The 24409-nt window shown below is 71.6% G+C and carries 24 protein-coding genes; 14 read left to right on the plus strand and 10 right to left on the minus strand.

Annotation, left to right across the window (positions count from 1 at the left end; genetic code table 11):
• Positions 1 to 410 precede the first annotated feature (410 nt).
• From dnaA to ACP56T_RS02850, 4 genes are all read left to right on the plus strand, one after another.
• Entirely contained in the window at positions 411 to 1934 is a 1524-nt protein-coding gene (gene dnaA / locus ACP56T_RS02835) for a chromosomal replication initiator protein DnaA (RefSeq protein ID WP_430910596.1), read from the plus strand.
• 189 nt (positions 1935 to 2123) lie between these two features.
• Entirely contained in the window at positions 2124 to 3245 is a 1122-nt protein-coding gene (dnaN, locus tag ACP56T_RS02840) for a DNA polymerase III subunit beta (RefSeq protein WP_430910597.1), read from the plus strand.
• Positions 3246 to 3293: 48 nt separating this feature from the next.
• Positions 3294 to 4436: a DNA replication/repair protein RecF gene (gene recF, locus ACP56T_RS02845; RefSeq protein ID WP_430910598.1), complete on the plus strand. Its 1143-nt coding sequence runs from the start codon at positions 3294 to 3296 to the stop codon at positions 4434 to 4436.
• A gap of 21 nt (positions 4437 to 4457) precedes the next feature.
• The gene (locus ACP56T_RS02850) at positions 4458 to 5069 is read left to right on the plus strand and encodes a LysE family translocator (protein WP_430910599.1); all 612 of its coding nucleotides are present in this window, start codon (positions 4458 to 4460) and stop codon (positions 5067 to 5069) included.
• Positions 5070 to 5085: 16 nt separating this feature from the next.
• Here ACP56T_RS02850 and ACP56T_RS02855 read toward each other — a convergent pair whose 3' ends face one another.
• Together ACP56T_RS02855 and ACP56T_RS02860 are read right to left on the minus strand one after the other, a co-directional pair.
• Positions 5086 to 5490, minus strand: coding sequence for a type II toxin-antitoxin system VapC family toxin (locus ACP56T_RS02855; RefSeq protein WP_430910600.1), 405 nt, complete (start codon positions 5488 to 5490; stop codon positions 5086 to 5088).
• Positions 5490 to 5735 (minus strand): type II toxin-antitoxin system VapB family antitoxin, encoded by a 246-nt coding sequence (locus ACP56T_RS02860; RefSeq protein ID WP_430910601.1) that lies wholly within the window; start codon positions 5733 to 5735, stop codon positions 5490 to 5492. The genes ACP56T_RS02855 and ACP56T_RS02860 overlap by 1 nt, the downstream gene beginning before the upstream one ends.
• A 102-nt stretch (positions 5736 to 5837) precedes the next feature.
• On the opposite strand from ACP56T_RS02860, the gene recQ reads away from it, so the two are divergent.
• From recQ to ACP56T_RS02895, 7 genes are all read left to right on the plus strand, one after another.
• Positions 5838 to 7703 carry a DNA helicase RecQ gene (gene recQ, locus ACP56T_RS02865; protein ID WP_430910602.1) on the plus strand — a complete coding sequence of 622 codons (1866 nt, stop codon included), beginning with the start codon at positions 5838 to 5840 and terminating at the stop codon, positions 7701 to 7703.
• 91 nt (positions 7704 to 7794) lie between these two features.
• Positions 7795 to 9087 (plus strand): hydrolase, encoded by a 1293-nt coding sequence (locus ACP56T_RS02870; RefSeq protein WP_430910603.1) that lies wholly within the window; start codon positions 7795 to 7797, stop codon positions 9085 to 9087.
• Between the two features lie 148 nt (positions 9088 to 9235).
• On the plus strand, positions 9236 to 11455 hold the full coding sequence (purL, locus tag ACP56T_RS02875) for a phosphoribosylformylglycinamidine synthase subunit PurL (RefSeq protein ID WP_430910604.1): 2220 nt from the start codon (positions 9236 to 9238) through the stop codon (positions 11453 to 11455).
• Between the two features lie 24 nt (positions 11456 to 11479).
• Positions 11480 to 11716: a BolA family protein gene (locus ACP56T_RS02880; protein ID WP_430910605.1), complete on the plus strand. Its 237-nt coding sequence runs from the start codon at positions 11480 to 11482 to the stop codon at positions 11714 to 11716.
• 28 nt (positions 11717 to 11744) lie between these two features.
• Positions 11745 to 12254, plus strand: coding sequence for a DUF29 domain-containing protein (locus tag ACP56T_RS02885; RefSeq protein WP_430910606.1), 510 nt, complete (start codon positions 11745 to 11747; stop codon positions 12252 to 12254).
• Positions 12255 to 12330: 76 nt separating this feature from the next.
• A complete protein-coding gene (grxD, locus tag ACP56T_RS02890) occupies positions 12331 to 12669 on the plus strand; it encodes a Grx4 family monothiol glutaredoxin (protein ID WP_430910607.1) in 339 nt (112 codons plus the stop codon).
• Between the two features lie 672 nt (positions 12670 to 13341).
• On the plus strand, positions 13342 to 13560 hold the full coding sequence (locus tag ACP56T_RS02895; protein ID WP_430910608.1) for a hypothetical protein: 219 nt from the start codon (positions 13342 to 13344) through the stop codon (positions 13558 to 13560).
• 15 nt (positions 13561 to 13575) lie between these two features.
• Here the strand turns inward: ACP56T_RS02895 and ACP56T_RS02900 are convergent, their stop codons facing one another.
• The 3 genes from ACP56T_RS02900 to ACP56T_RS02910 form a co-directional block, all read right to left on the minus strand.
• Complete coding sequence (locus ACP56T_RS02900) at positions 13576 to 14433, minus strand: hypothetical protein (RefSeq protein WP_430910609.1); 858 nt, start codon at positions 14431 to 14433, stop codon at positions 13576 to 13578.
• A 123-nt stretch (positions 14434 to 14556) separates the two neighbouring features.
• Entirely contained in the window at positions 14557 to 16632 is a 2076-nt protein-coding gene (locus ACP56T_RS02905) for a M3 family metallopeptidase (protein ID WP_430910610.1), read from the minus strand.
• A gap of 138 nt (positions 16633 to 16770) precedes the next feature.
• Positions 16771 to 17451: a dienelactone hydrolase family protein gene (locus tag ACP56T_RS02910; protein WP_430910611.1), complete on the minus strand. Its 681-nt coding sequence runs from the start codon at positions 17449 to 17451 to the stop codon at positions 16771 to 16773.
• On the opposite strand from ACP56T_RS02910, the gene ACP56T_RS02915 reads away from it, so the two are divergent.
• Positions 17450 to 18352: an extensin-like domain-containing protein gene (locus ACP56T_RS02915; RefSeq protein WP_430910612.1), complete on the plus strand. Its 903-nt coding sequence runs from the start codon at positions 17450 to 17452 to the stop codon at positions 18350 to 18352. The two genes, ACP56T_RS02910 and ACP56T_RS02915, sit on opposite strands and share 2 nt — an antisense overlap.
• 79 nt (positions 18353 to 18431) lie before the next feature.
• Positions 18432 to 19502, plus strand: coding sequence for a L,D-transpeptidase (locus ACP56T_RS02920; protein ID WP_430910613.1), 1071 nt, complete (start codon positions 18432 to 18434; stop codon positions 19500 to 19502).
• A gap of 107 nt (positions 19503 to 19609) precedes the next feature.
• On the opposite strand, the gene ACP56T_RS02925 is transcribed toward ACP56T_RS02920, so the two are convergent.
• The 3 genes from ACP56T_RS02925 to ACP56T_RS02935 are packed head-to-tail and all read right to left on the minus strand — an operon-like array spanning position 19610 to position 22460.
• Positions 19610 to 20332, minus strand: a complete 723-nt coding sequence (locus ACP56T_RS02925; protein ID WP_430910897.1) for an ABC transporter permease — start codon at positions 20330 to 20332, stop codon at positions 19610 to 19612.
• The gene (locus ACP56T_RS02930) at positions 20329 to 21456 is read right to left on the minus strand and encodes an ABC transporter permease (protein ID WP_430910614.1); all 1128 of its coding nucleotides are present in this window, start codon (positions 21454 to 21456) and stop codon (positions 20329 to 20331) included. The genes ACP56T_RS02925 and ACP56T_RS02930 overlap by 4 nt, the downstream gene beginning before the upstream one ends.
• A 35-nt stretch (positions 21457 to 21491) precedes the next feature.
• Positions 21492 to 22460, minus strand: coding sequence for a glycine betaine ABC transporter substrate-binding protein (locus ACP56T_RS02935; RefSeq protein WP_430910615.1), 969 nt, complete (start codon positions 22458 to 22460; stop codon positions 21492 to 21494).
• A gap of 294 nt (positions 22461 to 22754) precedes the next feature.
• Between ACP56T_RS02935 and ACP56T_RS02940 the strand changes: the two genes are divergently transcribed.
• Positions 22755 to 23069, plus strand: a complete 315-nt coding sequence (locus ACP56T_RS02940) for a response regulator (RefSeq protein ID WP_430910898.1) — start codon at positions 22755 to 22757, stop codon at positions 23067 to 23069.
• Positions 23070 to 23079: 10 nt separating this feature from the next.
• Here the strand turns inward: ACP56T_RS02940 and ACP56T_RS02945 are convergent, their stop codons facing one another.
• The gene (locus tag ACP56T_RS02945; RefSeq protein WP_430910616.1) at positions 23080 to 23463 is read right to left on the minus strand and encodes a YraN family protein; all 384 of its coding nucleotides are present in this window, start codon (positions 23461 to 23463) and stop codon (positions 23080 to 23082) included.
• Positions 23456 to 24388 (minus strand): 16S rRNA (cytidine(1402)-2'-O)-methyltransferase, encoded by a 933-nt coding sequence (gene rsmI, locus ACP56T_RS02950; RefSeq protein WP_430910617.1) that lies wholly within the window; start codon positions 24386 to 24388, stop codon positions 23456 to 23458. The genes ACP56T_RS02945 and rsmI overlap by 8 nt, the downstream gene beginning before the upstream one ends.
• Positions 24389 to 24409: the final 21 nt, after the last annotated feature.

Here is a 24409-nt window from a genome sequence, read left to right on the forward strand (position 1 = left end):
CCCTTCCCGCCGGGGCGCGGCGCTCTGACGGCCGGTTAAGGTTGATCAGAAATTGATGCGTTGCGGAGTCATTCCTGTGAGTGTAGCTTAACAAAAGCCTACCGGGGATGGACATTTTCAGAGTCTATCCGCCGCCTCGGAGAATCGACCCCAAGATGAGGATTCCGACTCGACTCGCGAGGCCGTTGCCGCCGAGCGGGCGATGCCTTGGCGGCCCGTCCCCGCAAGTCCCAGTGTTAGGAGAACCGTAGCGAATTGTTGATAGCCTCCGGATCGTCGGCTTTCGTCGATGGCGGAGGGGTTGACTCCGCGAGGAATATGCGTCTCGCCGCCGATCGCGGGGCGCCAGGCGTGAAGCGTGCGTGCGCTCCGACAGGCGGGCCCCCGTCCTCGGCGCGAGGAGAGTGAGAATGCGTGTCGACGGAAGCGTGGCGGACGGCGGCGATATGGGACGGAACGGCGGCACTCCTGAGAGCGGGGCGGCGGATGCCGCCGCCTGGGTGCGTGTGAAACGCAGGCTGAGGGCGGAGCTCGGCGAGGACATCTTCGCGAGCTGGTTCGCGCGGCTGGAGCTCGACGACGTCATGGGCGGCACCGCCCGCCTGACGGTGCCCACGCGATTCCTCAAGAGCTGGATCGAATCGCATTATCTCGACCGCGTGCTCGCCACCTTCCGCACCGAGCTCGAGACGGTCTCGCGCATTGAGGTCGGCGTGCGCGGCACGGGCGCGCCCGCCCGGCCGGTGCCCGGCATCGCCAAGCCGAACCCGGTGGCCGCCCCCCTCGCCCGGCTTCATGCGGCGAGCCCCCAGGCGCCGCTCTCGGCCCCTGCCTCCCAGGCCCCGGCCGGCGGCGATCACGATTCGCATCGCGGCGGCGGGAGCGCCGACGATTTCGCCGGCGCCCCCCTCGACGCCCGCCTGAGCTTCGCCAATTTCGTGGTCGCGCGCTCCAACGCCCTGGCGCATGCGGCGGCCGAGCGGGTCTCCCGCCACGAGGGCGAGGGCGCGCTCTACAACCCGCTCTACTTCCATGCCGGCGTCGGCCTCGGGAAGACGCACCTCTTGCACGCCATCGGCCATGTCGCGCGCGATGCGGGGCGCCGGGTGATCTACCTCACCGCCGACCGCTTCATGTACGGCTTCGTCAACGCCCTGAAGACCCAGAACGCCCTGGCCTTCAAGGAGCGCCTGCGCGCCATCGATCTGCTGATCCTCGACGACGTGCAGTTCATCCAGGGCAAGTCGATCCAGGCTGAGTTCGGCCACACCATCAACGCCCTCATCGATGCAGGACGGCAGGTCGTGGTCGCCTCCGACCGTCCGCCGACGGAGCTCGACGCGCTCGATGAGCGGGTCCGCTCGCGCCTCGCCGGGGGGCTCGTGGTCGAGATCGGCACGCTGGACGAGCAGCTGCGCACCTCGATCCTCGCGGCCCGGCTCGCCGCTGTGCGCACGGCCCACCCGAACTTCGACGTCTCGCCTGCGGTGGCGGCCTATGTCGCCCGCGCCATCACGGCCAACGGCCGCGATCTCGAGGGCGCGGTGAACCGCCTCCTCGCCCATGCCACGCTCACCGGCACCGCCGTGACCATGGAGACGGCCGAGACCGCGATCCGCGACCTCGTGAAGAACCGCGAGCCCAAGCGCATCAAGATCGAGGACATCCAGAAGCTGGTGGCCTCGCGCTACAACGTCTCGCGCTCGGACATCCTGTCGGAGCGTCGCACGGCCGCCGTGGTCAAGCCGCGCCAGATCGCGATGTACCTCTCCAAGGTGCTTACCCTGCGCTCCCTGCCGGAGATCGGCCGCCGCTTCGGCGGGCGCGACCACACCACGGTGCTCCACGCGGTGCGCAAGATCGAGAAGCTGATCGGCGAGGATTCTGTCCTCGGCGACGAGGTCGAGCTGCTGAAGCGGATGCTTCAGGACTGAGGCTCCTCGGGGCGGCGCTCCCTCGAGGGCGCGCCGCCCGGTCTAATCCCTCCTTCGCATCGGCCACGATGTCTCACCGGAACGCCTGAGCGCGGCCTTGCCTTCACGGCGGCGCTTCGCCAAGCTGCCTGCCCCGATGCGTAGGCCACCGGCCGCGGCGGTCATCCGCGAAGACCAGAGTTTGTCACGATGAGAGTCACTGTCGAGCGCGCGGCCCTTCTTCGGTCGCTCGGCCACGTGCACCGCGTCGTCGAGCGGCGCAACACGATCCCGATCCTCGCCAACGTGCTGCTGCGGGCGACCGGCTCGGGGCTCGAACTGCGCGCCACCGATCTCGACATCGAGGTGACGGAATCCGTCGCCGCCGACGTGTCCGATGCCGGCGCCACCACGGTGCCCGCGCATGTCATCTACGACATCGTGCGCAAGCTGCCCGAGGGCGCGCAGGTCTCGCTGGAGACCGGCGGCGATGCCGGCCAGATGACGATCCGCTCCGGCCGCTCGCGCTTCTCGCTCGGCGCCCTGCCCCAGGACGAGTTCCCGGACCTCGCGGCGGGCGAGCTGCCGCACGGGTTCTCGCTGCCGGCCGGCGAGCTCAAGCGCCTGATCGACAAGACCCAGTTCGCGATCTCGACGGAGGAGACGCGCTACTATCTCAACGGCATCTATCTCCACACCATCGAGGTCGACGGCGCCCTGAAGCTGCGCGCCGTCGCCACGGACGGGCACCGGCTCGCCCGCGTCGAGATGGAGGCGCCGGAGGGCGCGCGCGGCATGCCGGGCATCATCGTGCCCCGCAAGGCGGTGGCCGAGATCCAGAAGCTCGTCGACGACGGCGGCGAGAGCGTCGCCATCGAGCTGTCCCCCGCCAAGATCCGGCTGACCTTCGAGAGCGGCGTGACCCTGATCTCGAAGCTCATCGACGGCACCTTCCCCGACTATCAGCGCGTTATCCCCACCGGCAACGACAAGCGCCTGACGGTGGAGCGCGAGTCCTTCGCCCGCGCCGTCGACCGCGTGTCGACCATCTCCTCGGAGCGCGGCCGCGCGGTGAAGCTCGCCATGCAGGAGGGCCGTCTCGCGCTCTCCGTGAACAACCCGGATTCGGGCAGCGCCACGGAGGAGCTCGACGTCGATTACGATGCGGCGAGCCTCGATATCGGCTTCAACGCCCGCTACCTCCTCGACATCACCGGCCAGCTCGAAGGCGACACTGCCCTGTTCAGGCTCGCCGATCCGGGTTCGCCCACGGTGATCCAGGACCGCGAGGGCGCCTCGGCGCTCTACGTGCTCATGCCGATGCGGGTGTGAGCGGATTTTCCGTCGCCGACCGGCTGATCGCCGCCGCCATCCTCCATCATGACTGACACCGGCGGCCTGCGGCTCGTCCGCCTCGTCGCCCGCGACTTCCGCAACCATGCCGATCTCGACCTTGCGGTCGGGGCCAGGGTCGTGGCGCTGGTGGGCGAGAACGGGGCCGGCAAGACCAACCTGCTCGAGGCGATCTCGCTGTTCTCGCCCGGCCGGGGCCTGCGCCGGGCGGACCTGTCCGCCATGCCGCGCGTCGGCGGTCCGGGGGGCTTCGCGGTCTCCGTCGCCCTCGGCGGCGAGAGCGAGCACCGGCTCGGCACCGGCTACGAGCCCCCCGGCCATGACGGGCGCGCGAGCCGGGTCTGCCGGATCGACGGGGCGCCGGCCTCCTCGCCCGTCGCCTTCGCCGAGCATCTGCGCGTCGTCTGGCTGACGCCCGATCTCGACGGGCTGTTCCGTGGACCGGCGGGCGACCGCCGCCGTTTCCTCGACCGGCTGGTGCTCGCGGTGGACGCCGCCCACGGGCAGCGCGTGTCCGCGATGGAGCGGGCGCTGCGCTCGCGTAACCGCCTGCTGGAGGAGCGCGCCGGCGACGGGCAATGGCTCGATGCCGTCGAGCGCGAGGTGGCCGAGCTCGGCGTCGCCGTGGCGCTCGCCCGGCGCGAGACCGTGGAGCGGCTCGACCGCCTGATCGGCGAGACGCGCGACGAGGCCGCGCCCTTTCCCTGGGCCGCCGTGAGACTCGAAGGCGATCTCGACGATCTCGTCGCCGTCTGGCCGGCCATCGAGGCGGAGGACCGCTTCCGGCTCGCCCTGAAGCAGGGGCGCCCCCGCGACCGTGCCGCCGGCCGCACCCTCGTCGGGCCGCAGACCACCGATCTCGTGGTCCGCCACGGCCCGAAGGACGTGCCCGCCGCCACCGCTTCCACGGGCGAGCAGAAGGCGCTGCTCGTCGGCCTCGTCCTGGCCCATGCGCGGCTGGTTCAGGCGATGAGCGGCATCGCGCCGCTGATCCTGCTCGACGAGGTCGCCGCCCATCTCGACCCGCGCCGCCGCGCGGGACTGTTCGAGGCGCTGGAGGCCCTGCCCGGCCAGGTCTGGATGACCGGCGCCGACGAGGCGCTGTTCGCCGAGCTTGCCGGGCGGGCGGATGTGGTAAGGGTGGCGGAGGGGCGCATCGTCCCGCCTTGACCCTGCACCCCGCCGCGTCCGATGCCGCTGTCCGGTCTCGCTCTGTTCGTCGCCGTCTACACGGTCGCCGCCGCTTCGCCGGGGCCGGGTATCGCCGCCCTCGTGGCGCGGGTGCTGGCGCGCGGAACGGGTGGAATCGCCTTCTTCGTGGCAGGCTTCGTCGTCGGCGATCTGATCTGGTTCGGGCTGACCGCTGCCGGCTTCGCCCTGGCGATGCAGGCGGTCGCGCCCGTCTTCGTCGCCCTCAGATACGGCGGGGCGCTCTATCTCGCCTATCTCGCGTGGCGCACCTGGACGGCCCCGCCGGATGACAGGGCACCCGAGACCGTGAACGGCGATGGCCGGCTGAGGCTCTTCCTCGGCGGTTTCGCGCTGACTCTCGGAAATCCGAAGGTGATCCTGTTCTTCCTGGCGCTTCTACCGAGCGTGATCGATCTCGATCACGCGACTCCGCTCGGCATCGCCGAGATCGGCGCGACCATCGTCGTCGTTCTCACCACGATCCTTTTTGCCTATGTCCTCGCGGCGGCCCGCGCGCACCGGGCCTTCACCTCGCGCCGCGCTCGGCGGGCGATCAACCGTGGCGCCGGCATCGTCATGGCGGGAGCGGCCGCCGTCATCGCCACGCGCTGAAGGATCACGCCAGGGATCACGCCATGGCGGAGCGGATGTCGGTCTGCGAAAAGTCGTTGCCGACGAAGAGCAGGGGCGCGTCCCGGCTATGAGCGCAGGCATAGGCGAATGCGTCGCCGAGGTTCAGCCTGGCGGGATGGCCTCGTCCCTTGCCGTAACGGGCAAGCGCGTCGAGCGCACCCGTCGCGTCGTTATCCGATACGGCGACGACGACGACACCGGTCTCCGCCAGGAAATTTCGAACCGTGGCTTCGACATCCCGATAGGAGCCGCTACCGATCCGAGCGATGGCGAGCACGGACTCCACGATCGCCAGGGGGCTCGTCGTTGGCGCCGGGGCGCGGCGGAGGCAATCAGCCAGCTCCACATAGCCCGGCTCACGGACCAAGATCGCGACGATGGCCGAGGCATCGACGAACATCAGGCTTCGTCCTCGTACAGGCTGTCGTAGAACGCCTTGTCCGCCGCGAGACCGGTTTGGGGACAGGATGCGATCTTGTCCTGCATCGGCTTGATGCGTTCGAGGAACTCGGCCAGCGACGCCTCGCGCCGTTGCAACTCGTTGGCGAGAGCCATACGCACGGCCTCGGTCTTGCTCACCCGAGCCGCCGATGCCAGCTTCTCGGCAAGGCGGTTCACCTCTTCGCTGCGAATGTTCAGGGGCATCGCGAGGCTCCGTGTAGACGCCCGGATGGTAGTGTCTACACATCCTTGCCGCAAGGTGACCGATCGTTCGAACGCCCCTCGCCGACACATAAAAGAATTCCCATGACCCAACGCCTGGACGAGGCCCGCGCCGCGCTCCGCAAGACCTTCGGGTACGACGATTTCCGGCCCGGTCAGGCGGAGGTGATCGAGGCCGTCCTCGACGGGACGGACGTCTTCGCCGTGATGCCCACGGGCTCCGGCAAGTCGATGACCTACCAGCTCCCGGCCCTGATCGATCCGCGCCTCACCGTGGTGGTCTCGCCGCTGATCGCCCTCATGCACGATCAGGTGCAGCAGATGCGCGGCTTCGGGGTCGCCGCCGCGACTCTCAATTCGAGCGTGCCGGAGGCCGAATCGCGCCAGACCTGGCAGGCGATCCGCTCCGGCGACCTGCGGCTGCTCTTCGTCTCGCCCGAGCGGTTGCTGATGGAGGGCTGCATGGAGGCCCTGCGGGGTGCCGGCGTCGGCCGGCTCGCCGTGGACGAGGCTCACTGCGTCTCCCAATGGGGGCACGATTTCCGGCCTGAGTACCGGGAGATCGCCCGCGCCCGCGAGGCGCTCGGATCGGTGCAGACGCTGGCCCTCACCGCGACTGCGGACGCCGCCACCCGCGCCGAGATCGCCGAGCGGCTGTTTCCGGCGGAGCGGCCGGCCCGGACCTTCGTGCATTCCTTCGACCGGCCGAATATCGGCCTGACCTTCGCGGCCAAGGACAACCCGACCCGCCAGATCGAGCGCTTCCTGCGCCACCGCCGTTCTGAGAGCGGTATCGTCTACTGCTCGTCGCGCAAGCGCACCGAGCAGCTCGCGGAGAGCCTGTCGAAGGACGGCTTCCGGGCGCTGCCCTACCATGCCGGGCTCGACCAGCGCACGCGCATGAAGAATCAGGACACCTTCCTCCAGGAGGACGGCATCGTCATGACCGCGACGGTGGCCTTCGGCATGGGCATCAACAAGCCGGACGTGCGCTTCGTCTGCCACGCCGACATGCCGACCAACGTCGAGGGCTACTATCAGGAGATCGGCCGGGCCGGCCGCGACGGGCTGCCCGCCGACACGCTGACCCTCTACGGCCTCGACGACATGGCGCTGCGCCGCCGCCAGATCGACGAGAAGGACGTGCCCGACGAGCGCCGCCGGGTCGAGCGGCGCAAGCTCGAGGCGATGATCGCGCTCTGCGAGGGGGCCGCCTGCCGCCGGCAGTCGCTGCTCGCCTATTTCGGGGAGGCGAGCGGGGCTTGCGGGCGCTGCGACCTCTGCCGGGGCGGCGTGACGCTGGTCGACGGCACCGTCGCCGCGCAGAAGGTGCTGTCGGCGATCGTGCGCACCGGCCAGCGCTTCGGGGCGGCTTATGTCTGCGACGTGGTGGGCGGCAAGGAATCGGAGGCCATCCGCCGCAACGGCCATGCGGCGCTGAAGACCTTCGGCGTCGGCGCCGACAAGCCCGTGGCGGCGTGGCGGGCGATCCTGCGCCAGCTCTTCGCCGCCGGTGCCGTCGCCGAGAACGACGACGGCTATGGCGGCCTCACCATGACGGAGAAGGGCGAGGCGATCCTGTTCGGCCGCGAGACCGTCGCGCTGCGGCCCGACCCCGAGCCGAGGGAGGCCGAGCCGCGCGGCCGGCGCAGGAATGCGGCTGCGGGCGCCGGCACCGATCTCGACCTGAGCGAGGGCGACGAGGCGCTGTTCCAGCACCTGCGGGGGCTGCGCGCCTCCATCGCCCGCACGGAGGGCATCGCCGCCTTCATGGTCTTCCCCGACCGGACGCTGATCGAGATGGCCAAGTCCAAGCCCGTCGACCTGTGGGCCCTGCGCTCCGTGCACGGGGTCGGCGAGCGCAAGCGCGAGGCCTATGGCGAGCGTTTCGTCGGGGCCATCGCGGAGTTCCTGGCGGGCGATGCCCGACGCGGCAGCGGCACGGCCTGAGCGGCCGGCCTTTTTCGTTCGGCGCCCGCGCGGCGATCGTGTAGGGACCAGCGCATGCGCGCCGAAGAACGCGGGCGCGCCGCCAGAGGAAATGCCCGTCATCCCGAGCCCCGACAACCGCATCCCGGAACGCGGCGCCCTGCCGCCCGACCGGCAGGTGTTCTATCTGCCCGGCTTCGATCCGCGCGTGCCGGAGACCTATTGGGGCCTGTTTCGGCGCGAGGCCCGGATCACCGCCGGACGGCGGGGCCTGGCGATCGCCGTCTCCGATCCGGCGCGGTCCGAGGACGGCCTGAGCCTCGACTGGGAGGTCGAGAACGGCGGCACCCGCACGCGCTACAGCCTGCTGCGCTGGGACGAGATCGTGCGGGATCGCTTCCCCCTCTCGAACGCGCGGCGGATGCGCGAGGTGCCGGTGCTGTGGTGGCGGCTGTGGCGCTCGGGCTACCTGAAGCGGTTCCGCAAGGAGGCCCGCCGCTTCGCCGCCGTGATTCTCGGCGTGCACGTCTTCTATCTCGTCTTCGCGCTGGCGAGCCTCGCGCTGGCCGCCGCCGCCGCCTCCCTGCTGCCGGCGCCATGGTGGGCGCAATGGCTCGTGGCGCTGCCCCTCGCCTACGGGCTGCTCGCGGGGCTTATGAAGCTGACGCTGGGCAAGCCCCTCTACGTCGCCCATCTCGTCGACGACACCACCTTCACCCACGCCCATGCGGCCGGGGGGGAGCCGCGCATGGGGCCGAGGCTCGACGCCTTCGCCGAGCGCATCCGCGCGGCGGAGGGCCGGGCCTCGGAGATCGTGGTGATCGGCCATTCCTCGTCGAGCTTCCTCGGGATCGAGGCGCTCGACAGGCTGCTGGCGCGCGACCCCGGATTCGGCACGCGGGGCACGCCGGTCTCCTTCGTCAGCATCGGCAGCGTGATTCCCTGGTTGGGGCTCGATCCCCGCGCCGAGGCGTTCCGCGGGGCGCTCTCGCGCTTCGCCGCCGCGACGGCGGTGGGCTGGCTCGACGTGCGGGCGGAATGGGATTGGCTGTCCATCCACCTGCGCAATCCGCTGGTGGCCTGCGGGCTGCCCCATCCGGGGGCGGGCCGCCCCGCCGCGATCCGGGTGCGGGTCAGCGAGCTGATCGAGCCCGAGCTGCTCGGGCGGCGGAAGTGGAACCTGTTCCACCTCCATTTCCAGTTGCTGATGTCGAGCCGGGCGGCGGACGCCTTCGACTACGTCGCCCTCGTCACCGGCCCCGAGCCGGTCCACGAGGTCGTGGCGCGGGCGCGTGCGGCCGCTCCGGTGGAGCCCGGCGACGGCGCGCCGGATTTGCGCTTCGCGCCGCCTTCCCCCGCGCGCGGGCGCGAGGTATCCGCCGCGCCCGACGCGGTGTTGCGTTGAAGCCGCCGGCACCCAGCTTGCGGGATGGCGTGTTGCCAGGATGTGCCCTTCCGCATAGACCGCGCGCACATCATGTCATCGTCGTCTTTGGGCGAGGCCGACCGGTCTTGTGGAGCGGGCGCTCCGGTTTTTGTTCGGGATCCGATTCATGTTCCGAAACGACGTTGCCATCACCCCCGAGCTCGTGCGCCAGCACGGCCTGACCTCCGACGAGTACGATCGCTTCCGCGCGCTCATCGGCCGTGACCCGACGCTGACCGAGCTCGGCATCGTCTCGGCCATGTGGAACGAGCACTGTTCGTACAAGTCCTCCCGCAAGCACCTGCGCGGGCTGCCGACCTCGGCGCCCTGGGTGATCCAGGGGCCGGGCGAGAACGCGGGCGTCATCGATATCGGCGACGGGCTCGCTTGCGTCTTCAAGATGGAGAGCCACAACCACCCGAGCTTCATCGAGCCCTACCAGGGCGCGGCGACGGGCGTCGGCGGCATTCTTCGGGATGTCTTCACGATGGGGGCCCGCCCCATCGCCGCCCTCAACGCGTTGCGTTTCGGCTCGCCCGACCATCCGCGCACCCGCCATCTCGTGTCGGGCGTGGTCGCGGGCGTCGGCGGTTACGGCAACTCCTTCGGGGTGCCCACGGTGGGCGGGCTCGTCGGCTTCCATAGCCGCTACGACGGCAACATCCTCGTCAACGCCATGGCGGTGGGGCTGGCGAGGACCGACGCGATCTTCTACGCGGCGGCCACCGGCGTCGGGAACCCGATCGTCTATCTCGGCTCCAAGACCGGCCGCGACGGCATCCACGGCGCCACCATGGCGTCCGCCGAGTTCGACGACGCCTCCGAATCCAAGCGCCCCACCGTGCAGGTCGGCGATCCCTTCGCCGAGAAGCTGCTGCTGGAGGCCTGCCTGGAGCTGATGGCCTCCGGCGCCGTCGTCGCCATCCAGGACATGGGCGCGGCGGGGCTGACCTGCTCGGCCGTCGAGATGGGCGCCAAGGGCGATCTCGGCGTCGAGATCGACATCGAGAAGGTGCCGGCCCGCGAGGAGGGCATGAGCCCCTACGAGATGATGCTCTCGGAGAGCCAGGAGCGCATGCTCATGGTGCTCAAGCCCGGCATGGAGGCGCAGGCCGAGGCGATCTTCGTGAAATGGGGCCTCGACTTCGCGGTGATCGGCCGGACCACCGATACGCTGCGCTTCGTCATCAAGCATCACGGCACGGTGGTCGCCGACCTGCCGATCAAGGAGCTCGGCGACGAGGCGCCCCTCTACGACCGGCCCCACATCGCCAACACGCATGCGCCGGTGATCGCCGCCGCCGACGTCGCGGCTCCCGCCTCGCTCGCCGATGCGTTGAAGCGTCTCGTCGGCTCGTCCGAGCTGTGCTCGAAGCGCTGGGTCTACGAGCAGTACGACCACTTCATCCTCGGCAACACGGTGCAGAAGCCCGGCGGCGACGCGGCCATCGTGCGCGTCGAGGACGGTCCCAAGGGCCTCGCCCTCACCGCCGACGTGACCCCGCGCTACTGCGAGGCCGATCCCGTCGAGGGCGGCCGCCAGGCGGTGGCGGAAGCCTGGCGCAACATCACGGCGGTGGGCGGCCGGCCGCTCGCGATCACCGACAACCTGAACTTCGGCAACCCGGAGAAGCCCGAGGTGATGGGCCAGCTCGTCGGCTGCCTCCAGGGCATCGGCGAAGCCTGCCGGGCCCTCGACTTCCCCGTCGTGTCCGGCAACGTGTCGCTCTACAACGAGACCAACGGCGTCGGCATCCTGCCCACGCCCACCATCGGCGGCGTCGGCGTGCTCGACGACGTGGCGCGCCATGCCAGCCTCGCCCTCAAGCGCGAGGGCGACGTGCTGATCCTGGTCGGCGCGGCGGAGGGCTGGCTCGGCCAATCGATCTACCTGTCGGTGATCGAGGGCCGCGAGGAGGGCGCTCCCCCGCCCGTCGACCTCTCGGAGGAGCGCCGCAACGGCGATTTCGTGCGCGGGCTGATCCTCTCAGGCGCGGCGGACACCGTGCACGACCTTTCCGACGGCGGCCTCGCCGTCGCGCTCGCCGAGATGGCCATCGCCGGCGGCATCGGCGGGGCGCTGCCGGAGGTTCCCGAGGGCATGCCGGCCCATGCCTGGCTCTTCGGCGAGGACCAGGGCCGCTACCTCCTCGCCGTCGAGGCGGAAGCCGCGCCCGACATCCTCTACGCGGCCTCCGCGCAGGGGATCGACGCGGCGGCCGTGGGCGTCACCGGCTCCGACCGTTTGACGCTGCCGGGCGGCGAGACCATATCGGTCTCCGATCTCAAGGCCGCCCACGAGGGCTGGCTGCCGGCCTACATGGCGAGCCTGGCCGCGGCCGCCTGAACACGAAACGCGAGGACCGACCCGATGCCGATGGATGCGCGCGAGATCGAGGCGATGATCCGCGAGGCGCTGCCCGACGCCGCCATCGAGATCAAGGATCTCGCCGGCGACGGCGACCACTATGCCGCGACGGTAATCTCGGCCGCCTTCAAGGGGAAGACACGCGTCGCCCAGCACCAGATGGTCTACGGCGCGCTCCAAGGGCGCATGGGCGGCGTTCTGCACGCCCTTGCGCTCACCACGGGCGTCCCCCAGGATTAGGGACCCTTCGCGACGAAGACCGGCCCCGATGGACCAGCCGAGCCTCTACGACGACGACATCGTGACCTGGGCCGAGCAGCAGGCGGCCGCGCTGCGCGCCTTGGGGGAGCGGGGGGACCTGTCGAACGCCCTCGACTGGGAGAACGTTGCCGAGGAGATCGAGAGCGTGGGGCGGTCTCAGATCCATGCCGTCCAACGCCTCCTCACGCAGGTGATGGCGCATCTGCTGAAGTATCTCTCGGCGCCCGCGTCGCCCGCTCTTCGGCACTGGCGCGCGGAGATCCTCGCCTTCCAGGTCTCCGCGGCCGCGCATTTCGGCTGGTCGATGCGGCAGCGTCTCGATCTCGATGCCATGTGGGCAAGGGCCGTCGCGATGGCGGATGCCGGGCTGATCGCCTATGGAGAGGCGCTATTGCCGAACGTGCCTCGCCGGTGTCCGTTGCGGCTCGAAGACCTCGTGGCCGAGCCGTTCGATGCGGACGCGGCCTTGCAGACCATTGCCGCTTCCCTCGTGCGGCGTCCCGATACGGACGCGTGACATCTCCGAACGCCCGAGGGTGTTGATAAACGCATCCGACCAACCAGATCACAACGCAACAGCAGGAACCGATGTCATGACCGATGTGAACACCGTCATCGAAGCCGAGATCAAGTCGCAGGACGTGGTGGTGTTCATGAAGGGCACGCCGCAGTTCCCGATGTGCGGCTTCTCCGGGCAGGTCGTGCAGATTCTCAACTACCTCGAAGTGCCGTTCAAGGGCGTCAACGTCCTCGACGACATGGCCATCCGCGACGGCATCAAGGCGTTCTCGAACTGGCCGACGATCCCGCAGATCTACGTGAAGGGCGAGTTCGTCGGCGGCTGCGACATCACCCGCGAGATGTTCCAGTCGGGCGAGCTGCAACAGTTCCTGGCCGAGAAGGGCGTCCCGGTGAAGAAGACCGCCGCCTGATCCCGGCGCGGGGCGCCATGCGTCGTCGCCGCGCCCCGCGACGTCTTTCCGCGCCCGCCGATCCGTGCGGGCGCGGAGCCCGTCGCTGACACCCTCGCCGGCCGCTCACCACTGAGCGTGAACGCTGCCCGGACCTCGGGCGCTGTCCGAGCACATCGTCCTCCACGACGGGAGCCCTTCCCGTGTGTCGCGCCGCCCTACGGGCCGCTGTTAGGCGGCACGATACGCGCATCGCCGCCGGTCCCGATTTGGCCGCCCGCGAAACTGTTCTCCCGCACCCTCCGCGCGGGGCTGACGCCCGGTATATCCCGCATCTCTGGATGGCAGTCTGCGAGCGCCGCGCGAGGTGGGCGCTGCCCATCCATGCCTGCTTGCAGGGCACGCGATAGCGTCGGGAGGCCGGATCCCGGCGCGCCCGCGAACACCCCACGGATACCCGCCCCGGCCCGCGCGAACATTTGCGGCGGCCGCGCGGACATTGCGGCGTGCGGGCCGGCGAGGGCCCGTGTGCGGTTTCGCACCGCAATCGGCAGACCGCGATGCAATGATTAATTATCGGTTACCGGACGACGACTTTCGGAACTTGTTCAGGTTGTCCCCGTTACCCCGATGCCGCCACGCTTGAGGCGCGGCGACAGCAGCCCTCTCGGCACCGCAGGTGCGAGGCCCACAATGCCGGTTTTCGACGCCAAGTCCCTGAACAGCACCTTCGAAGGTCAGGATTTCCTGACCGCGATCCTCTATCCGACGCGCGGCGAGCAGGCGCGAGCGCGGGTGATGGGCCGCCGCCGCGCCGCGCGGGCCGACGCCTTCGCCGAGCTGCCGAGCCTGGAGGCCCGGTTCGGCGTGAGCCCGGAGACGCTCGCCCTGGCGCAGAACCCGGCGACCTGACCGGGAGCTTGTCCGTTACCAAGCCTGCTGCGTGATCACGCCCTGCTTGGTGACGACGACCCATTCCCGGCCGCGCCTCTCGATGGCTTCCACGCGGCCGACGCCGGGGATGTTCTCGCCGAGCACCGCCTCGAACAGCCTGCGGCGACGATCTTCCAGCACCGCCGTGCCGTCATAAACGTCGCGCAGCGCCCATCCCTCGACCACAGGCGGCTTCTCGGCCGCCTTTTTGGTTTCCGGGATCGCCCCGGTCTGCGCCGGCTCGGCCTTGGGCGCCGGCGCGGCCAAGGCTGCCACGGGCGCGGGAGCCGCGCGCTTCTCGATCTGCGCCGTCAGGGCCGCGAGCTTGCCACTCTGCTCGCGGGCGCCCTGCTCCAGACGCTCGCCGAGCGTCGCGACCTTGCCCGAGAGGGACTGGTCGAGCTTCGTCATCTTCTCCGACAGCGCGGTCTCGCGCGCGCGCAGGTCGGCGCGCAGGCCTTCGCCCGCCTCGCGCAGGGCGGCGAGCGTGCGGGCCATCGTCTCGATCTCGCCGTTGAGGCGGGCGGCCTCGACGCGGTTGGATTCGAGGGCCGCGCCGGTATCGGCCAGCGCCGTCCGGGCGCCATCGTCGCGGTGGGCCGACAGGCTCGTGGCGCCGACGCCGAGCACCGTGCCGATGGCCAGCGCCGCCCCGGCGAGACCGAAGGCGCGCGCATCGAAGCGCGCCTTGCCGGGGGCGCCGGCCGGCTTGCTGAACAGGACCGGCAGGTTCGCCTTGCCGCCGTCCGCTTTCGTCTCACCGCCCGTGGCCTTGCCCGACACGGCGGCCTTCAGCATGGCTTCCGGCGACTCGGCGTCGGATGCGGCTTTCGCGTCGTTGCTGGTGGTCATATCCATCGTCCCCGGCCAATGCTCGCGGGTGGTCCCGAAAGCATTGGTTAAGGACGTTTGTTTACCGAAACGTTACCGTGAACGAGGCCGGATTGCTCCGGCGCCCCATCGCGAAAACTTCGGTCAGGCCGCGAGCCCGCGCTTGCGCAGCAGCGGATCGATGCTCGGCAGCCGCCCCCGGAAGGCCGTATACGCCTCCCTCGGCGGGCGCAGGTTGCCGGCGCCGTAGACGAACCGGCGCAGGCGCGCCGCCGTCTCGGGGTCGAAGATGTCCCCCGCCTCGCGGAAGGCGTCGAAGGCGTCGGCGTCGAGCACCTCCGACCACAGGTAGCTGTAGTATCCGGCCGCGTAGCCGTCGCCCGAGAAGATATGCGCGAAATGCGGCGCGCGGTGGCGCATGCCGATCTCGGGGGGCATGGCGATGCGCTTCAGCGCCTCCGCCTCGAAGGCCGGCACGTCGAGCCCGTCCTCGCCCGCGCTCGACAGGTGCAGGGTCATGTCGACGATGGCGGAGGCGGTATATTCGACGGTGGCGAAGCCCTGGTTGAAGGTGCGGGCGGCGAGCAGCTTCTGCAACAGCGCCTCCGGCATCGGCTCGCCGGTGCGGTGGTGCCTGGCATGGGCCCGCAGAACCTCGGGCTGCTCCAGCCAGTGCTCGTAGAGCTGCGAGGGCAGTTCCACGAAATCGCCGGAGACGGCGGTGCCGGACAGCATCGGATAGGTCACGTCGGACAACAGCCCGTGCAGGGCGTGGCCGAACTCGTGGAAGAGCGTGCGCGCATCGTCGAAGGACAGGAGCGTCACCTCGCCCTCGGGCGCCTTGGCGAAGTTCATCACGTTGACGATGATCGGCGTCACGACGCCATTGAGCCGCTCCTGCGAGCGGAAGGCGCTCATCCAGGCGCCGCTGCGCTTCGAGGCGCGGGCGAAATAGTCGCCGATGAACAGTCCGACCTCCGAGCCGTCGGCATTCGTCACCCGCCAGACGCGCACGTCCGGGTGATAGCGGGGAGCGTCCTCCAGCTCCGTGAAGCGCAGGCCGAAGAGCCGCGAGGCGGTGTCGAAGGCGGCATCGACGATGCCGGGCAGCGGCAGGTAGGCCTTGATCTCGCTCTCGTCGAGGTCGTGCTCGGCGCGGCGCAGCTTCTCGGCATAGTGGCGCCAGTCATGGGCCTGGAGGGCGAAGTTGTGCCCCTCCGCCTGCACGATGGCCTGGAGCCGCTCCTTCTCGGCGGCGGCCTGCCGGTGGGCCGGGGTCCAGACGCCGCGCAGCAGGTCCATGGCGGCGTCGGGCGAGCCGGCCATGGTGTCGTCGAGCTTGTAATGGGCGAAGCTGTCGAAGCCGAGCAGCCGCGCCCGCTCGGCCCGCAGGCGCACGATCTCGGCGATGACGGCGCGGTTGTCGGTGGGCCCGCCGGATTCGCCTCGGCGCGTCCAGGCGGCGTAGGCGCGCTCGCGCAGGTCGCGCCGGGTCGAGAAGACCAGGAACGGCTCGATCAGCGAGCGCGACAGGGTGATGACATGCGCGTGGCCGCCGCCGCGCTCGCGGGCCGCCCCGGCGGCGGCATGGCGCAGGAAGTCGGGCAGACCGGCGAGGTCGTCCTCGCCATCGAGGGGCAGGACGAAGCCGCTCTCATCGGCGAGCAGGTTCTGGCCGAACCGCGTGCCGAGCTCGGCGAGCCGCTCGGCGATCGCGGCCATGCGCGCCTTCGCCTCGGGCGCCAGATCGGCGCCGGCGCGGCGGAAGCGGGTGCGGTAGCGGTCGAGCACTCGCCGCTCCTCGTCCCCCAAGCCTTCCGCATCCGCGTCGACGGCGGAGATGCGGGCCCAGAGCGCCGGGTTCAGGTAGATGGCGCTGCCGTGGCGGGCGAGGCGCGGCGAGATCGCGCGCTCCACCTCCTGCAAGGCGGGGTTGGTGTCGCTGCCGGTGAGGTTGAAGAACACCGAGGCCACGCGGTCGAGGGCGAGCCCGGCCCGCTCCATGGCGCCCACCGTATCGGCGAAGCGCGCCGGCTCGGCGCTGTCCGCGATCCGAGCGATCTCGCTCAGGTGCTCGGCCAGCGCCGCCGCGAAGGCCGGCTCGTAATGCTCGGGCCGGATGCGCTCGAAGGGCGGCAGGCCGTGGGGCGTCGTCCAGTCGCGTTCGGCGAAGGGATTGTCGGCGGGAAGGCCGGAGCCCGGCGGCATCGCATCTGTCATCGAGAAAACCCGTTTCGGCCCCGAGAGCTGGGGCCAGGATAACGGGGCCAAGATAAGGACGCCGCCGGCCGGCGCAACGCCGTCACCGGATCGGCCGGTCGCGGGATCGGGCGATCCCGTGATCGCGCGATCACAGGATCACGGGAGATGCCGGCGCAGGAAATCCAGCGTGCGCGCTCCGGCATCGCTCTCGGCGGCGGCATCGAAGGCATGGGCCTGGTCGGGATAGAGCACCACCTCGCAGGCGCCCCCGGCGCGGAGGATGCCGGTCTCCAGGGCGGCGGCGTGGCTCGGCTGCACGATGGCGTCGCGGCCTCCGTGGAGGGCGAGGACCGGCGGCAGGCGGAGCGGACGATCCGCCAGCGAGGGCGGCAGGAAGGCCGAGAGGACCGCCACGGCCGCGACTCCCTCGGCATCGCGGGCGGCGGCGAGGGCGAGCGCCCCGCCGAGCGAGCGCCCGACGAGCGCGACGCGGGTGTTCTCCGTTCGTGAAACGGCGTCGGCGAGCACGGCGGCGACGGTCTCCCGCCAGAGATCGAAGTTGCGGGCGATCTCGGAGAAGCCGGCGCGGGCCTGCCTCGTGCGGTCGAGATAATGCGGCAGCACCACGCGGAATCCCGCATCGGCGAGGTTCAGCGCCTGCACCTCGACCTGCGGCCCGACCCCGTTGGCATCGTGGAGCAGAAGGATCGTCGGCGTGGCGCCGCGCTCCTTGCCGGCGCCGGGATAAGTCTCGATGCTGACCGCGTGTTCGCCGAACGCCGCCCGCTCTCGGGTCGCGGGCGGCCTGGGAGCGGGCGGGGCAGCGGGAATCGTCATGGGTATCGGGCGGTTCCTCGGCGGCTTCGCCGTCTCGTCGTGGCTGGCACTGTGCCTGTCGATCTCCGCCGGCGCGAGGGCGGAGACGGGATGGCCCGGCGGTCCGCTGCCGCTCCCGCCCGAACGGCCCGCCGAGCTCAAGCCGGCCGAGCCCATTGCCGCGCCGCCCATCCCCGCTCCTCCCATCGTCTCCTCTCCCCTGCCCCCCGAGAAGCCGGCGGAGCTGAGGGCGCCCGAGCCGCCGCCGGCCCCGCCCGCCGCCGATCCCGGCCGGAACCCGCCAATCGTCTCCCCGCCCCTGCCGCCGGCGCCCCCGCCCGAACTCTCCGGCGAGGCGGCGCTGGCGCTCAAGGTCGCGCCGCCCGAGGATACCGCCTGCCGCATCCGCCTGAAGCGCCTCGGCGTCGTCTTCGAGCCTCAGCCCGGCATCGCCAGCGGGCAATGCACCGCCGCCAATCCCCTCAAGCTGACGGCGCTCGGCGACGGGATCGCGCTGCCGCAAGCCGCGACCCTGGTCTGCGGCGCGGCGGAGGCGCTGGCGCGCTGGGCCACGGAGGTCCAGGTCGCGGCGGATCAGGAGTTGGGGCGTCCGCTCTCCGGCATCGTCATCGGCACCTCCTACGAGTGCCGGGGCCAGAACCACGACCCCGACGCGCGGCTGAGCGAGCACGCCTTCGCCAACGGCGCCGACGTGATGAGCTTCGCCTTCACGGGGAGGCCGCCGATCGCGGTGGGCAAAGCGCCGGAGGGCACGCCGGAGGCGAAGTTTTTGGCGCGGGTGCGCGGGCGCGCCTGCGACTTCTTCCGCACGGTGCTCGGCCCCGGTTCGGACGCCGCCCACGCCACCCACTTCCATCTCGACGAGCGCGAGCGCAACGCCGGACACCGCCTCTGCCAGTGACGCCGGCCGGAACGCTCCGGGCCGCTCGCGGCTTGATGCCCCGGAGCGCCGTCCCGGCTCCCGGAGCGCGCGCGTCGTCATGGCGAAGGTCTTCCCGGCACGGCTTTTCCCGGCGGCCTTGTGCCTTCCGCTCGCGGCGCTCCTCGCCGCCCCCGCCGCCGCGAAGGAGGAAGCCGGGGCGCCTCCCCTGACGCTCGATCTGGTCAACGCCGCCGTGCCGGCCGAGGGCGCCGCGCGGGAGCCCGAGAAGCGGCCCGCCAGAGCGCCGGAGCGGCCCGATCCGCTCGTCCTCCGCACCCAGGTCCTGCTCGACCGGGCCCGCTTCTCGCCGGGCGCCATCGACGGCCGCGAGGGCGACAACTACCGCCGGGCGCTCGCGGCCTACGCCGTCTCCCAGGGGCTCGGCGGTACGGAAAGGCTCACCCCCGAGCTGTTCGCGAAGCTGCGGGGCGCGGGCGGCGATCCGGCGCTCGTCGCCTATACGATCACGGAAGCCGACCTCGCCGGCCCGTTCACGGCGACGATCCCGAGGAGGATGGAGGATCAGGCCGATCTCGGCGCGCTCGGCTACCGCACGCCCCGCGAGATGCTGGCGGAGCGTTTCCACATGCGCCCGGAGCTGCTCGACGTGCTCAACCCCGACAAGCCCTTCGACAGGGCCGGCACGGTCGTCACCGTCGCGGGCGTGGCGCCCATGGGCACCGACAAGCCGAAGGAGTTGCCGCAGGCGCCGAAGGTCGCGCGCGTCGCCGTCGAGAAGGAGAGCCGCGCCGTGCGCGCCTTCGACAAGGACGACCGCCTCGTCGCCTATTATCCCGCCTCAATCGGCAGCGAGGAGAAGCCCGCGCCGAGCGGCAGGGCCAAGGTGAAGGGCGTCGCCTTCAACCCGTCCTATACCTACGACCCGAAATACCGTTTCGCGGGCGTGAAGGCGAAGACGAAGTTCTCCATCAAGCCCGGCCCGAACAATCCCGTGGGCCTCGTCTGGATCGATCTGTCGATCCTCTCCTACGGCATCCATGGCACCCCGGAGCCGGACAAGATCGGCAAGACCGAGTCGCATGGCTGCATCCGCCTGACCAACTGGGACGCGCGCGACCTCGCCGCGCATGTGGCGCCGGGCACGAAGGTGTCGTTCGAGGAGCGATAGAGTATGTCCAGGAGAAGTGGATCCCGGTTCTCCGTCCGGACATACGGCACACCGACAACCGAGAGTCCGTCAGGCGCTTCTGAAAGCACCTGACGGACTCTCGGATTTCAGCGGCGCAGGGGCGCGGCGGCGGCGAGCAGCGCGGCGTCGCAGAGGAAGGCCAGGGCGGCGGTGGCGGCCGCGCCCTGGATCATCGGCACGGCGTTCTGGTTCTGGAGGCCGGCGACCACGGGCGTGCCCAGCGTCGTCGCCCCCGCGAGCGCCCCCACCGCCACCGTCGCCACGGCCAGGACCAGGGCGGTGCGCAGCGTATCGAGCAGGCCCGGCCCGGCGAGCGGGAGCTCGACCTGCGTCAGGATCTGCCACCGGGTCAGGCCGATGGCCTCCGCGGCCTCCCGCGCCTCGCGCGGCACCGATTCGAGGGCCGCCACGGTCCCGCGCAGGGCCGGCATGATCCCGTAAAAGGCCAGCGCCAGCAGCGTCGGCGGGCCGCCGAAGCCGAGCACCGGCAGGGCCAGCGCCACGACGACCACGGGCGGCACCGCCTGCGCCCCGGCGGCCAGGGCGTCGACGGCGCCGCGCAGCCCCCGCGCCCCGCCGCGCGTGGCGAGGATGCCGAGCCCGAGCCCCAGCGCGCCGACGAGCCCGAGCCCCAGGCCGGCGAGCTCCAGATGCCGCCCCGCCAGGCTCGCGAGACGGTCGAGCGGGATGGCCCGGCGCGGGGCGTCGCCCATCCACGACACCAGGGCCGAGGCCGCCGCCGGATGGCCGAGCCCGGCGAGCGCCATCCCCGCCAGCAGCGGCCCGAGCGCGGCAGAGAGATGCCTCACACCCATCGGCGCACCCGGTCCTCGAGCGCGCTCAGGACGCCTTCCACCGCGAGCGACAGCCCGACCACGGGCATGGCGCCGAGCAGGATGAGGTCGGGCGCGAACTGAGCCATGCCGTCGAAGACGATGCGGCCGAGCCCGCCGGCGCCCACCAGCGCGCCGAGGGTCGCCAGACCGATCGCCTGCACGCTCGCCACCCGCAGCGCGCCGATCAGGGCAGGCGCCCCGATGGGCAGGCGCACCTGCACCAGCGTCTCGCGCGGCGAGAGCCCGAGGGCGCGGGCGGCGTCGAGAACCGCCGGGTCCGGCGCCCGCAGCGCGGCGGCGAGCCCCCGCCACAGCGGCAGGATCAGATAGGCGGCGACGGCGAGCAGCGCCGGAACCGGGCCGAGGGCGCTCAGCCCCGCCTCGCGCAAAGCCGGAAACGCCTTCAGCAGCGCGGAGACCAGCGCCGTCATGGCGGCGAGCAGGGCTACGGCCGGCACAACCTGAACGCCTCCGGCGAGAAGGTCGACGCCCGCCCGCAGCCGTCTCCAGGGGCTCGACAGCAGCACCGCGACGACCGCGAGCGCGAGCGCGCCCCCGGCGAGCAGCAGGTGCTCGATCAGCGCGGAGCGGAGCGTCGCCTGCCGGGCCCGGAACTCCTCCATCAGCGACACCCCGTCGAGCAGGCCGGCCCGCCCCGCCGCGACGATCGCCACGGCGAACCCGGCGAGCAGAATCATTCCCGGCCTGCGACATCCGGCCCGCCGCCCGGCCAGAACGAGGGCGCCCGACAGCGCGGCGAGCGCGGTCCAGGCGCCGGCCGCGAGCGCCACCCGCGCCGCCGCCGGCCGCCCGGCGTCGAGATCGATGGCCGCCGTGCAGAGGCCGAACCCCAGGACCATCGTCGCCGTGGCGAGGAGCAGTCCCGCGCAGGCGGCCGCGACCCGGCTGCCGCCCCCCGCGAGCAGGAGGCTCCCGGCCAGGACCAGTGCGGCGGCGACGTCGATCTCGGGGCCGAAGGCCTCCCCGGCATAGACCGGCTCGCCGATGGCGAGGCGGTTCGCCGAGACCGCGAGCAGCGGCAGCAGGTAGAGCCCCGCGAGGGCGAGCGCCGCCGTCGCCGCCACCGCCGCGCGCAACGCTCCCTCGCCGGATGCCCGTTCGGCGTTCTCGCTCAGCGGCCCTCTCCCCCGATCAGGCCGCGTTCCCGCAGATAGGTCCGCGCCACGGCCTCGGCCACCTGCCCCTCGACGGCGACGCGAGCGTTCAGCCGGCGCAGGGTTGCCGCGTCGAGGCCCCGGAACACCCGCCCCAGCCGCTCCGCGATATCGGGATGGCGCGAGAGCGCGGCCCGCCGGATCACGGGCGCCATCTCGTAGACGATCTGCGCGCCCTTCGGATCGGCCATGACGACGAGATCGAGGGCGTCGAGGGAGCCGTCGGTCCCGTAGACCATGCCGGCATTGACGCCGCTGATGCCCTGCGCCGCCGCCCGCGCCGTTACCGCCGTATCGCCGCCGGGCAGGCTGACGATCCGGTCGAGGGGGAGCGTGAAGGCGTAGGCCGCCTCGAAGGCCGGCAGCGCGGCGGGGCTCTCCACGAACTCGGTGGAGGCGGCGAGCCGGATCAGCCCCCGGCCGACCGCCCCGGCGAAATCCGTCATGGTCGCGAGCCGCCATTTCCGCGCCAGGGCGCCCCGGACGGCGATGGCCCAGGTGTTGTCGGCCGGCGCCCGCGCCAGCCAGACGAGGCCGCGCGCCGCGTCCGCCCTGCGGATGGCGTCGTAGCCGGCCTGCCCGTCCTTCCAAGCCGGGTCGGTCTCGGTGCCGGTGAAGAAGGCGCCGTTGCCGGTATATTCGGGATAGATGTCGACATCGCCCGCCAGCAGCGCCGAGCGCACGATCAGGGTCGGGCCGAGCCCGAGGCGGCGCTCGACGGGAAGCCCCATGTCCTCCAGCACGAGCGCGATCATGCCGCCGGCGATGGCGCCTTCCGTGTCGCTCTTCGAGGCGACGACGAGGGGGCGCTGGTCCTGGCCGGCCGCCGCGCTTCGGCCGGCCAGGGAAGCGGCGGCGAGACCGGCGAGGACGGCCCTGCGCGTTCGCCCCGCCGTCTTGTCCGGGAAAGTAACACGTCGTAACATCGGGACGGGTATCGGGACCCTCGCGTTGCCAGGGCGCTTGACAGCGCCGGCCGAATTGGCGACGGCTCGGCGGGTCTCCGGCCTTTCGCAGACAGGATCGGACACCGTCTTCCGCGCCGCGGGCGCACCGCCGGCAGGTGGCGCTTCCCTTCTCCGCTCCGGCGACACCGCCGGCTCGGGCCGCAGGCGCGGAAGCCACCCAGGGGAAGACGAGCGGGCGTGACAGCGGAATCCAAGGACGACGTTCTCGAAGGCGCAAGGGTGTTCGTCGTGGAAGACGAGGCCGCGATCTCGATGCTGCTCGAGGACATGCTGCTCGATTTCGGCTGCACCGTGATCGGCCCCGCCGCCCGCCTCGCCACCGCGCTGGAGATGGCCGAGAAGGAGACGTTCGAGATCGCGATCCTCGACGTCAACGTCGCCGGCGAGCCGATCTATCCGGTGGCCGAGGTCATCGCCGGGCGGAGCCTGCCGCTGGTGTTCTCGACAGGGTACGGCGGGGCCGGCATCCGCGAGCCGTTCCGCGACCGGCTGGTGGTGCAGAAGCCCTTCAGTCAGGCGGATCTCAAGCGCACCCTCGTCGCCGCCGTGACGGCCGCGCGGAAATAGCCGCGCCACCTCAGAGCCCCTCGATCGGAAAAGCGTCGGGCAGATGCGCCGGCCAGAGGGCGCGGGTGACGAACACCGCGTCCGCCCGCAGGCTCAGCGCCGCCGCCCAGGGGTTGCGCGCAACCCAGCTTCGCGCGGCCCGCGAGAATCTCCGGCGCTTGCGGGCGTCGATGGCCTCCTGGGCCGCCGTCGCCGTCGGGCGCGCCTTGACCTCCACGAACACCACCGTGCCGCCGCGCCGGAGGATCAGGTCGATCTCTCCGCCCGCCGCCGCGTGGCGCCGCGCGAGGGGGCGGTAGCCTTTCAGCATCAGCGCGACGAGCGCCCGCCATTCGGCCGCGCGCCCGCGCCGCTCCGTCGCCCGCCGACGGTCGGGGCCGGCGAGCCTAGCCATCGGCGTCCGTGCGCCGGGCGAGCGCGAGCGCGCGGGTATAGACGACCTTGCGGGGGCGGCCCGTCTCCTCGGCGACGAGGGCGGCAGCGTCCTTGATCGAGTGCCGCGACAGGGCGGCGGTCAGCGCTGCGTCGAGGGCGTCGTCCTCGGCCTCGGTGGGGGCCTCCTCCGGCGCGGTGCCGATGACCACCACGACCTCCCCCTTCGGGGCGCCCTCCTCCGCGAAGGTCGCGGAGAGGCTCGCGAGGGTGCCCCGCCTCACCGTCTCGTAGAACTTGGTCAGCTCGCGGGCCACCGCCGCAGGGCGGCCGGGCCCGAGGATGTCGGCGGCGTCGGCCAGCATCTCGGGCAGCCGGTGGGGTGATTCGAACAGCACCAGCGTGCCCGGAATGCCGGCGAGCGCCTCCATGCGATTGCGCCGGGCGCCGGATTTCTGCGGCAGGAAGCCCTCGAAGAAGAAGCGGTCGGTCGGCAGGCCGGCGGCCACGATCGCGGTCATCACCGCCGAGGGGCCGGGGATGGGCGTCACCGGAATGCCAGCCTCGATGGCCGCCTGGACGAGCTTGAAACCGGGATCGGAGACCAGCGGCGTGCCGGCATCGGAGACCAGCGCCAGGGCCTCGCCGCCCTTCATGCGCTCCACCATCCGCTCGCGCACGGCGGCGTTGGAATGCTCGTGATAGGCCACCAGCGGCGTGGTGATCCCGTAATGCGCGAGCAGCGTGCGGGTGACGCGGGTGTCCTCGGCGAGCACCGCGTCGGCTGCGGCGAGCGTCGCCAGAGCCCGGAAGGTCACGTCACGCAGGTTGCCGATGGGCGTCGCCACCACATGCAGCCCGGCGGGCAGCGCCTCGGCTTCCGCCGCGAGCCCGAAGGCCGTGTAGGTGGAGGGCCCGCGCGGGCCGGTATCGATTCGATCCGTCATCGCCGCCGACATTGGCACGGC

It is taken from the genome of Methylobacterium endophyticum, assembly GCF_050591105.1.
Lineage (GTDB): Bacteria > Pseudomonadota > Alphaproteobacteria > Rhizobiales > Beijerinckiaceae > Methylobacterium.

What these genes read in the sequence shown, in the direction of transcription:
- ACP56T_RS02880 (WP_430910605.1), top strand. Translation starts at nt 11,480, where the DNA reads ATGCCGATGGATGCGCGCGAGATCGAGGCGATGATCCGCGAGGCGCTG.
- ACP56T_RS02900 (WP_430910609.1), bottom strand. Translation starts at nt 14,433, where the DNA reads ATGACCACCAGCAACGACGCGAAAGCCGCATCCGACGCCGAGTCGCCG.
- recQ (WP_430910602.1), top strand. Translation starts at nt 5,838, where the DNA reads ATGACCCAACGCCTGGACGAGGCCCGCGCCGCGCTCCGCAAGACCTTC.
- ACP56T_RS02915 (WP_430910612.1), top strand. Translation starts at nt 17,450, where the DNA reads ATGGGTATCGGGCGGTTCCTCGGCGGCTTCGCCGTCTCGTCGTGGCTG.
- dnaN (WP_430910597.1), top strand. Translation starts at nt 2,124, where the DNA reads ATGAGAGTCACTGTCGAGCGCGCGGCCCTTCTTCGGTCGCTCGGCCAC.
- ACP56T_RS02920 (WP_430910613.1), top strand. Translation starts at nt 18,432, where the DNA reads ATGGCGAAGGTCTTCCCGGCACGGCTTTTCCCGGCGGCCTTGTGCCTT.
- rsmI (WP_430910617.1), bottom strand. Translation starts at nt 24,388, where the DNA reads ATGACGGATCGAATCGATACCGGCCCGCGCGGGCCCTCCACCTACACG.
- ACP56T_RS02870 (WP_430910603.1), top strand. Translation starts at nt 7,795, where the DNA reads ATGCCCGTCATCCCGAGCCCCGACAACCGCATCCCGGAACGCGGCGCC.
- dnaA (WP_430910596.1), top strand. Translation starts at nt 411, where the DNA reads ATGCGTGTCGACGGAAGCGTGGCGGACGGCGGCGATATGGGACGGAAC.
- recF (WP_430910598.1), top strand. Translation starts at nt 3,294, where the DNA reads ATGACTGACACCGGCGGCCTGCGGCTCGTCCGCCTCGTCGCCCGCGAC.
- ACP56T_RS02935 (WP_430910615.1), bottom strand. Translation starts at nt 22,460, where the DNA reads ATGTTACGACGTGTTACTTTCCCGGACAAGACGGCGGGGCGAACGCGC.
- ACP56T_RS02910 (WP_430910611.1), bottom strand. Translation starts at nt 17,451, where the DNA reads ATGACGATTCCCGCTGCCCCGCCCGCTCCCAGGCCGCCCGCGACCCGA.
- ACP56T_RS02945 (WP_430910616.1), bottom strand. Translation starts at nt 23,463, where the DNA reads ATGGCTAGGCTCGCCGGCCCCGACCGTCGGCGGGCGACGGAGCGGCGC.
- ACP56T_RS02855 (WP_430910600.1), bottom strand. Translation starts at nt 5,490, where the DNA reads ATGTTCGTCGATGCCTCGGCCATCGTCGCGATCTTGGTCCGTGAGCCG.
- ACP56T_RS02885 (WP_430910606.1), top strand. Translation starts at nt 11,745, where the DNA reads ATGGACCAGCCGAGCCTCTACGACGACGACATCGTGACCTGGGCCGAG.
- grxD (WP_430910607.1), top strand. Translation starts at nt 12,331, where the DNA reads ATGACCGATGTGAACACCGTCATCGAAGCCGAGATCAAGTCGCAGGAC.
- ACP56T_RS02860 (WP_430910601.1), bottom strand. Translation starts at nt 5,735, where the DNA reads ATGCCCCTGAACATTCGCAGCGAAGAGGTGAACCGCCTTGCCGAGAAG.
- purL (WP_430910604.1), top strand. Translation starts at nt 9,236, where the DNA reads ATGTTCCGAAACGACGTTGCCATCACCCCCGAGCTCGTGCGCCAGCAC.
- ACP56T_RS02895 (WP_430910608.1), top strand. Translation starts at nt 13,342, where the DNA reads ATGCCGGTTTTCGACGCCAAGTCCCTGAACAGCACCTTCGAAGGTCAG.
- ACP56T_RS02850 (WP_430910599.1), top strand. Translation starts at nt 4,458, where the DNA reads ATGCCGCTGTCCGGTCTCGCTCTGTTCGTCGCCGTCTACACGGTCGCC.
- ACP56T_RS02940 (WP_430910898.1), top strand. Translation starts at nt 22,755, where the DNA reads ATGCTGCTCGAGGACATGCTGCTCGATTTCGGCTGCACCGTGATCGGC.
- ACP56T_RS02905 (WP_430910610.1), bottom strand. Translation starts at nt 16,632, where the DNA reads ATGACAGATGCGATGCCGCCGGGCTCCGGCCTTCCCGCCGACAATCCC.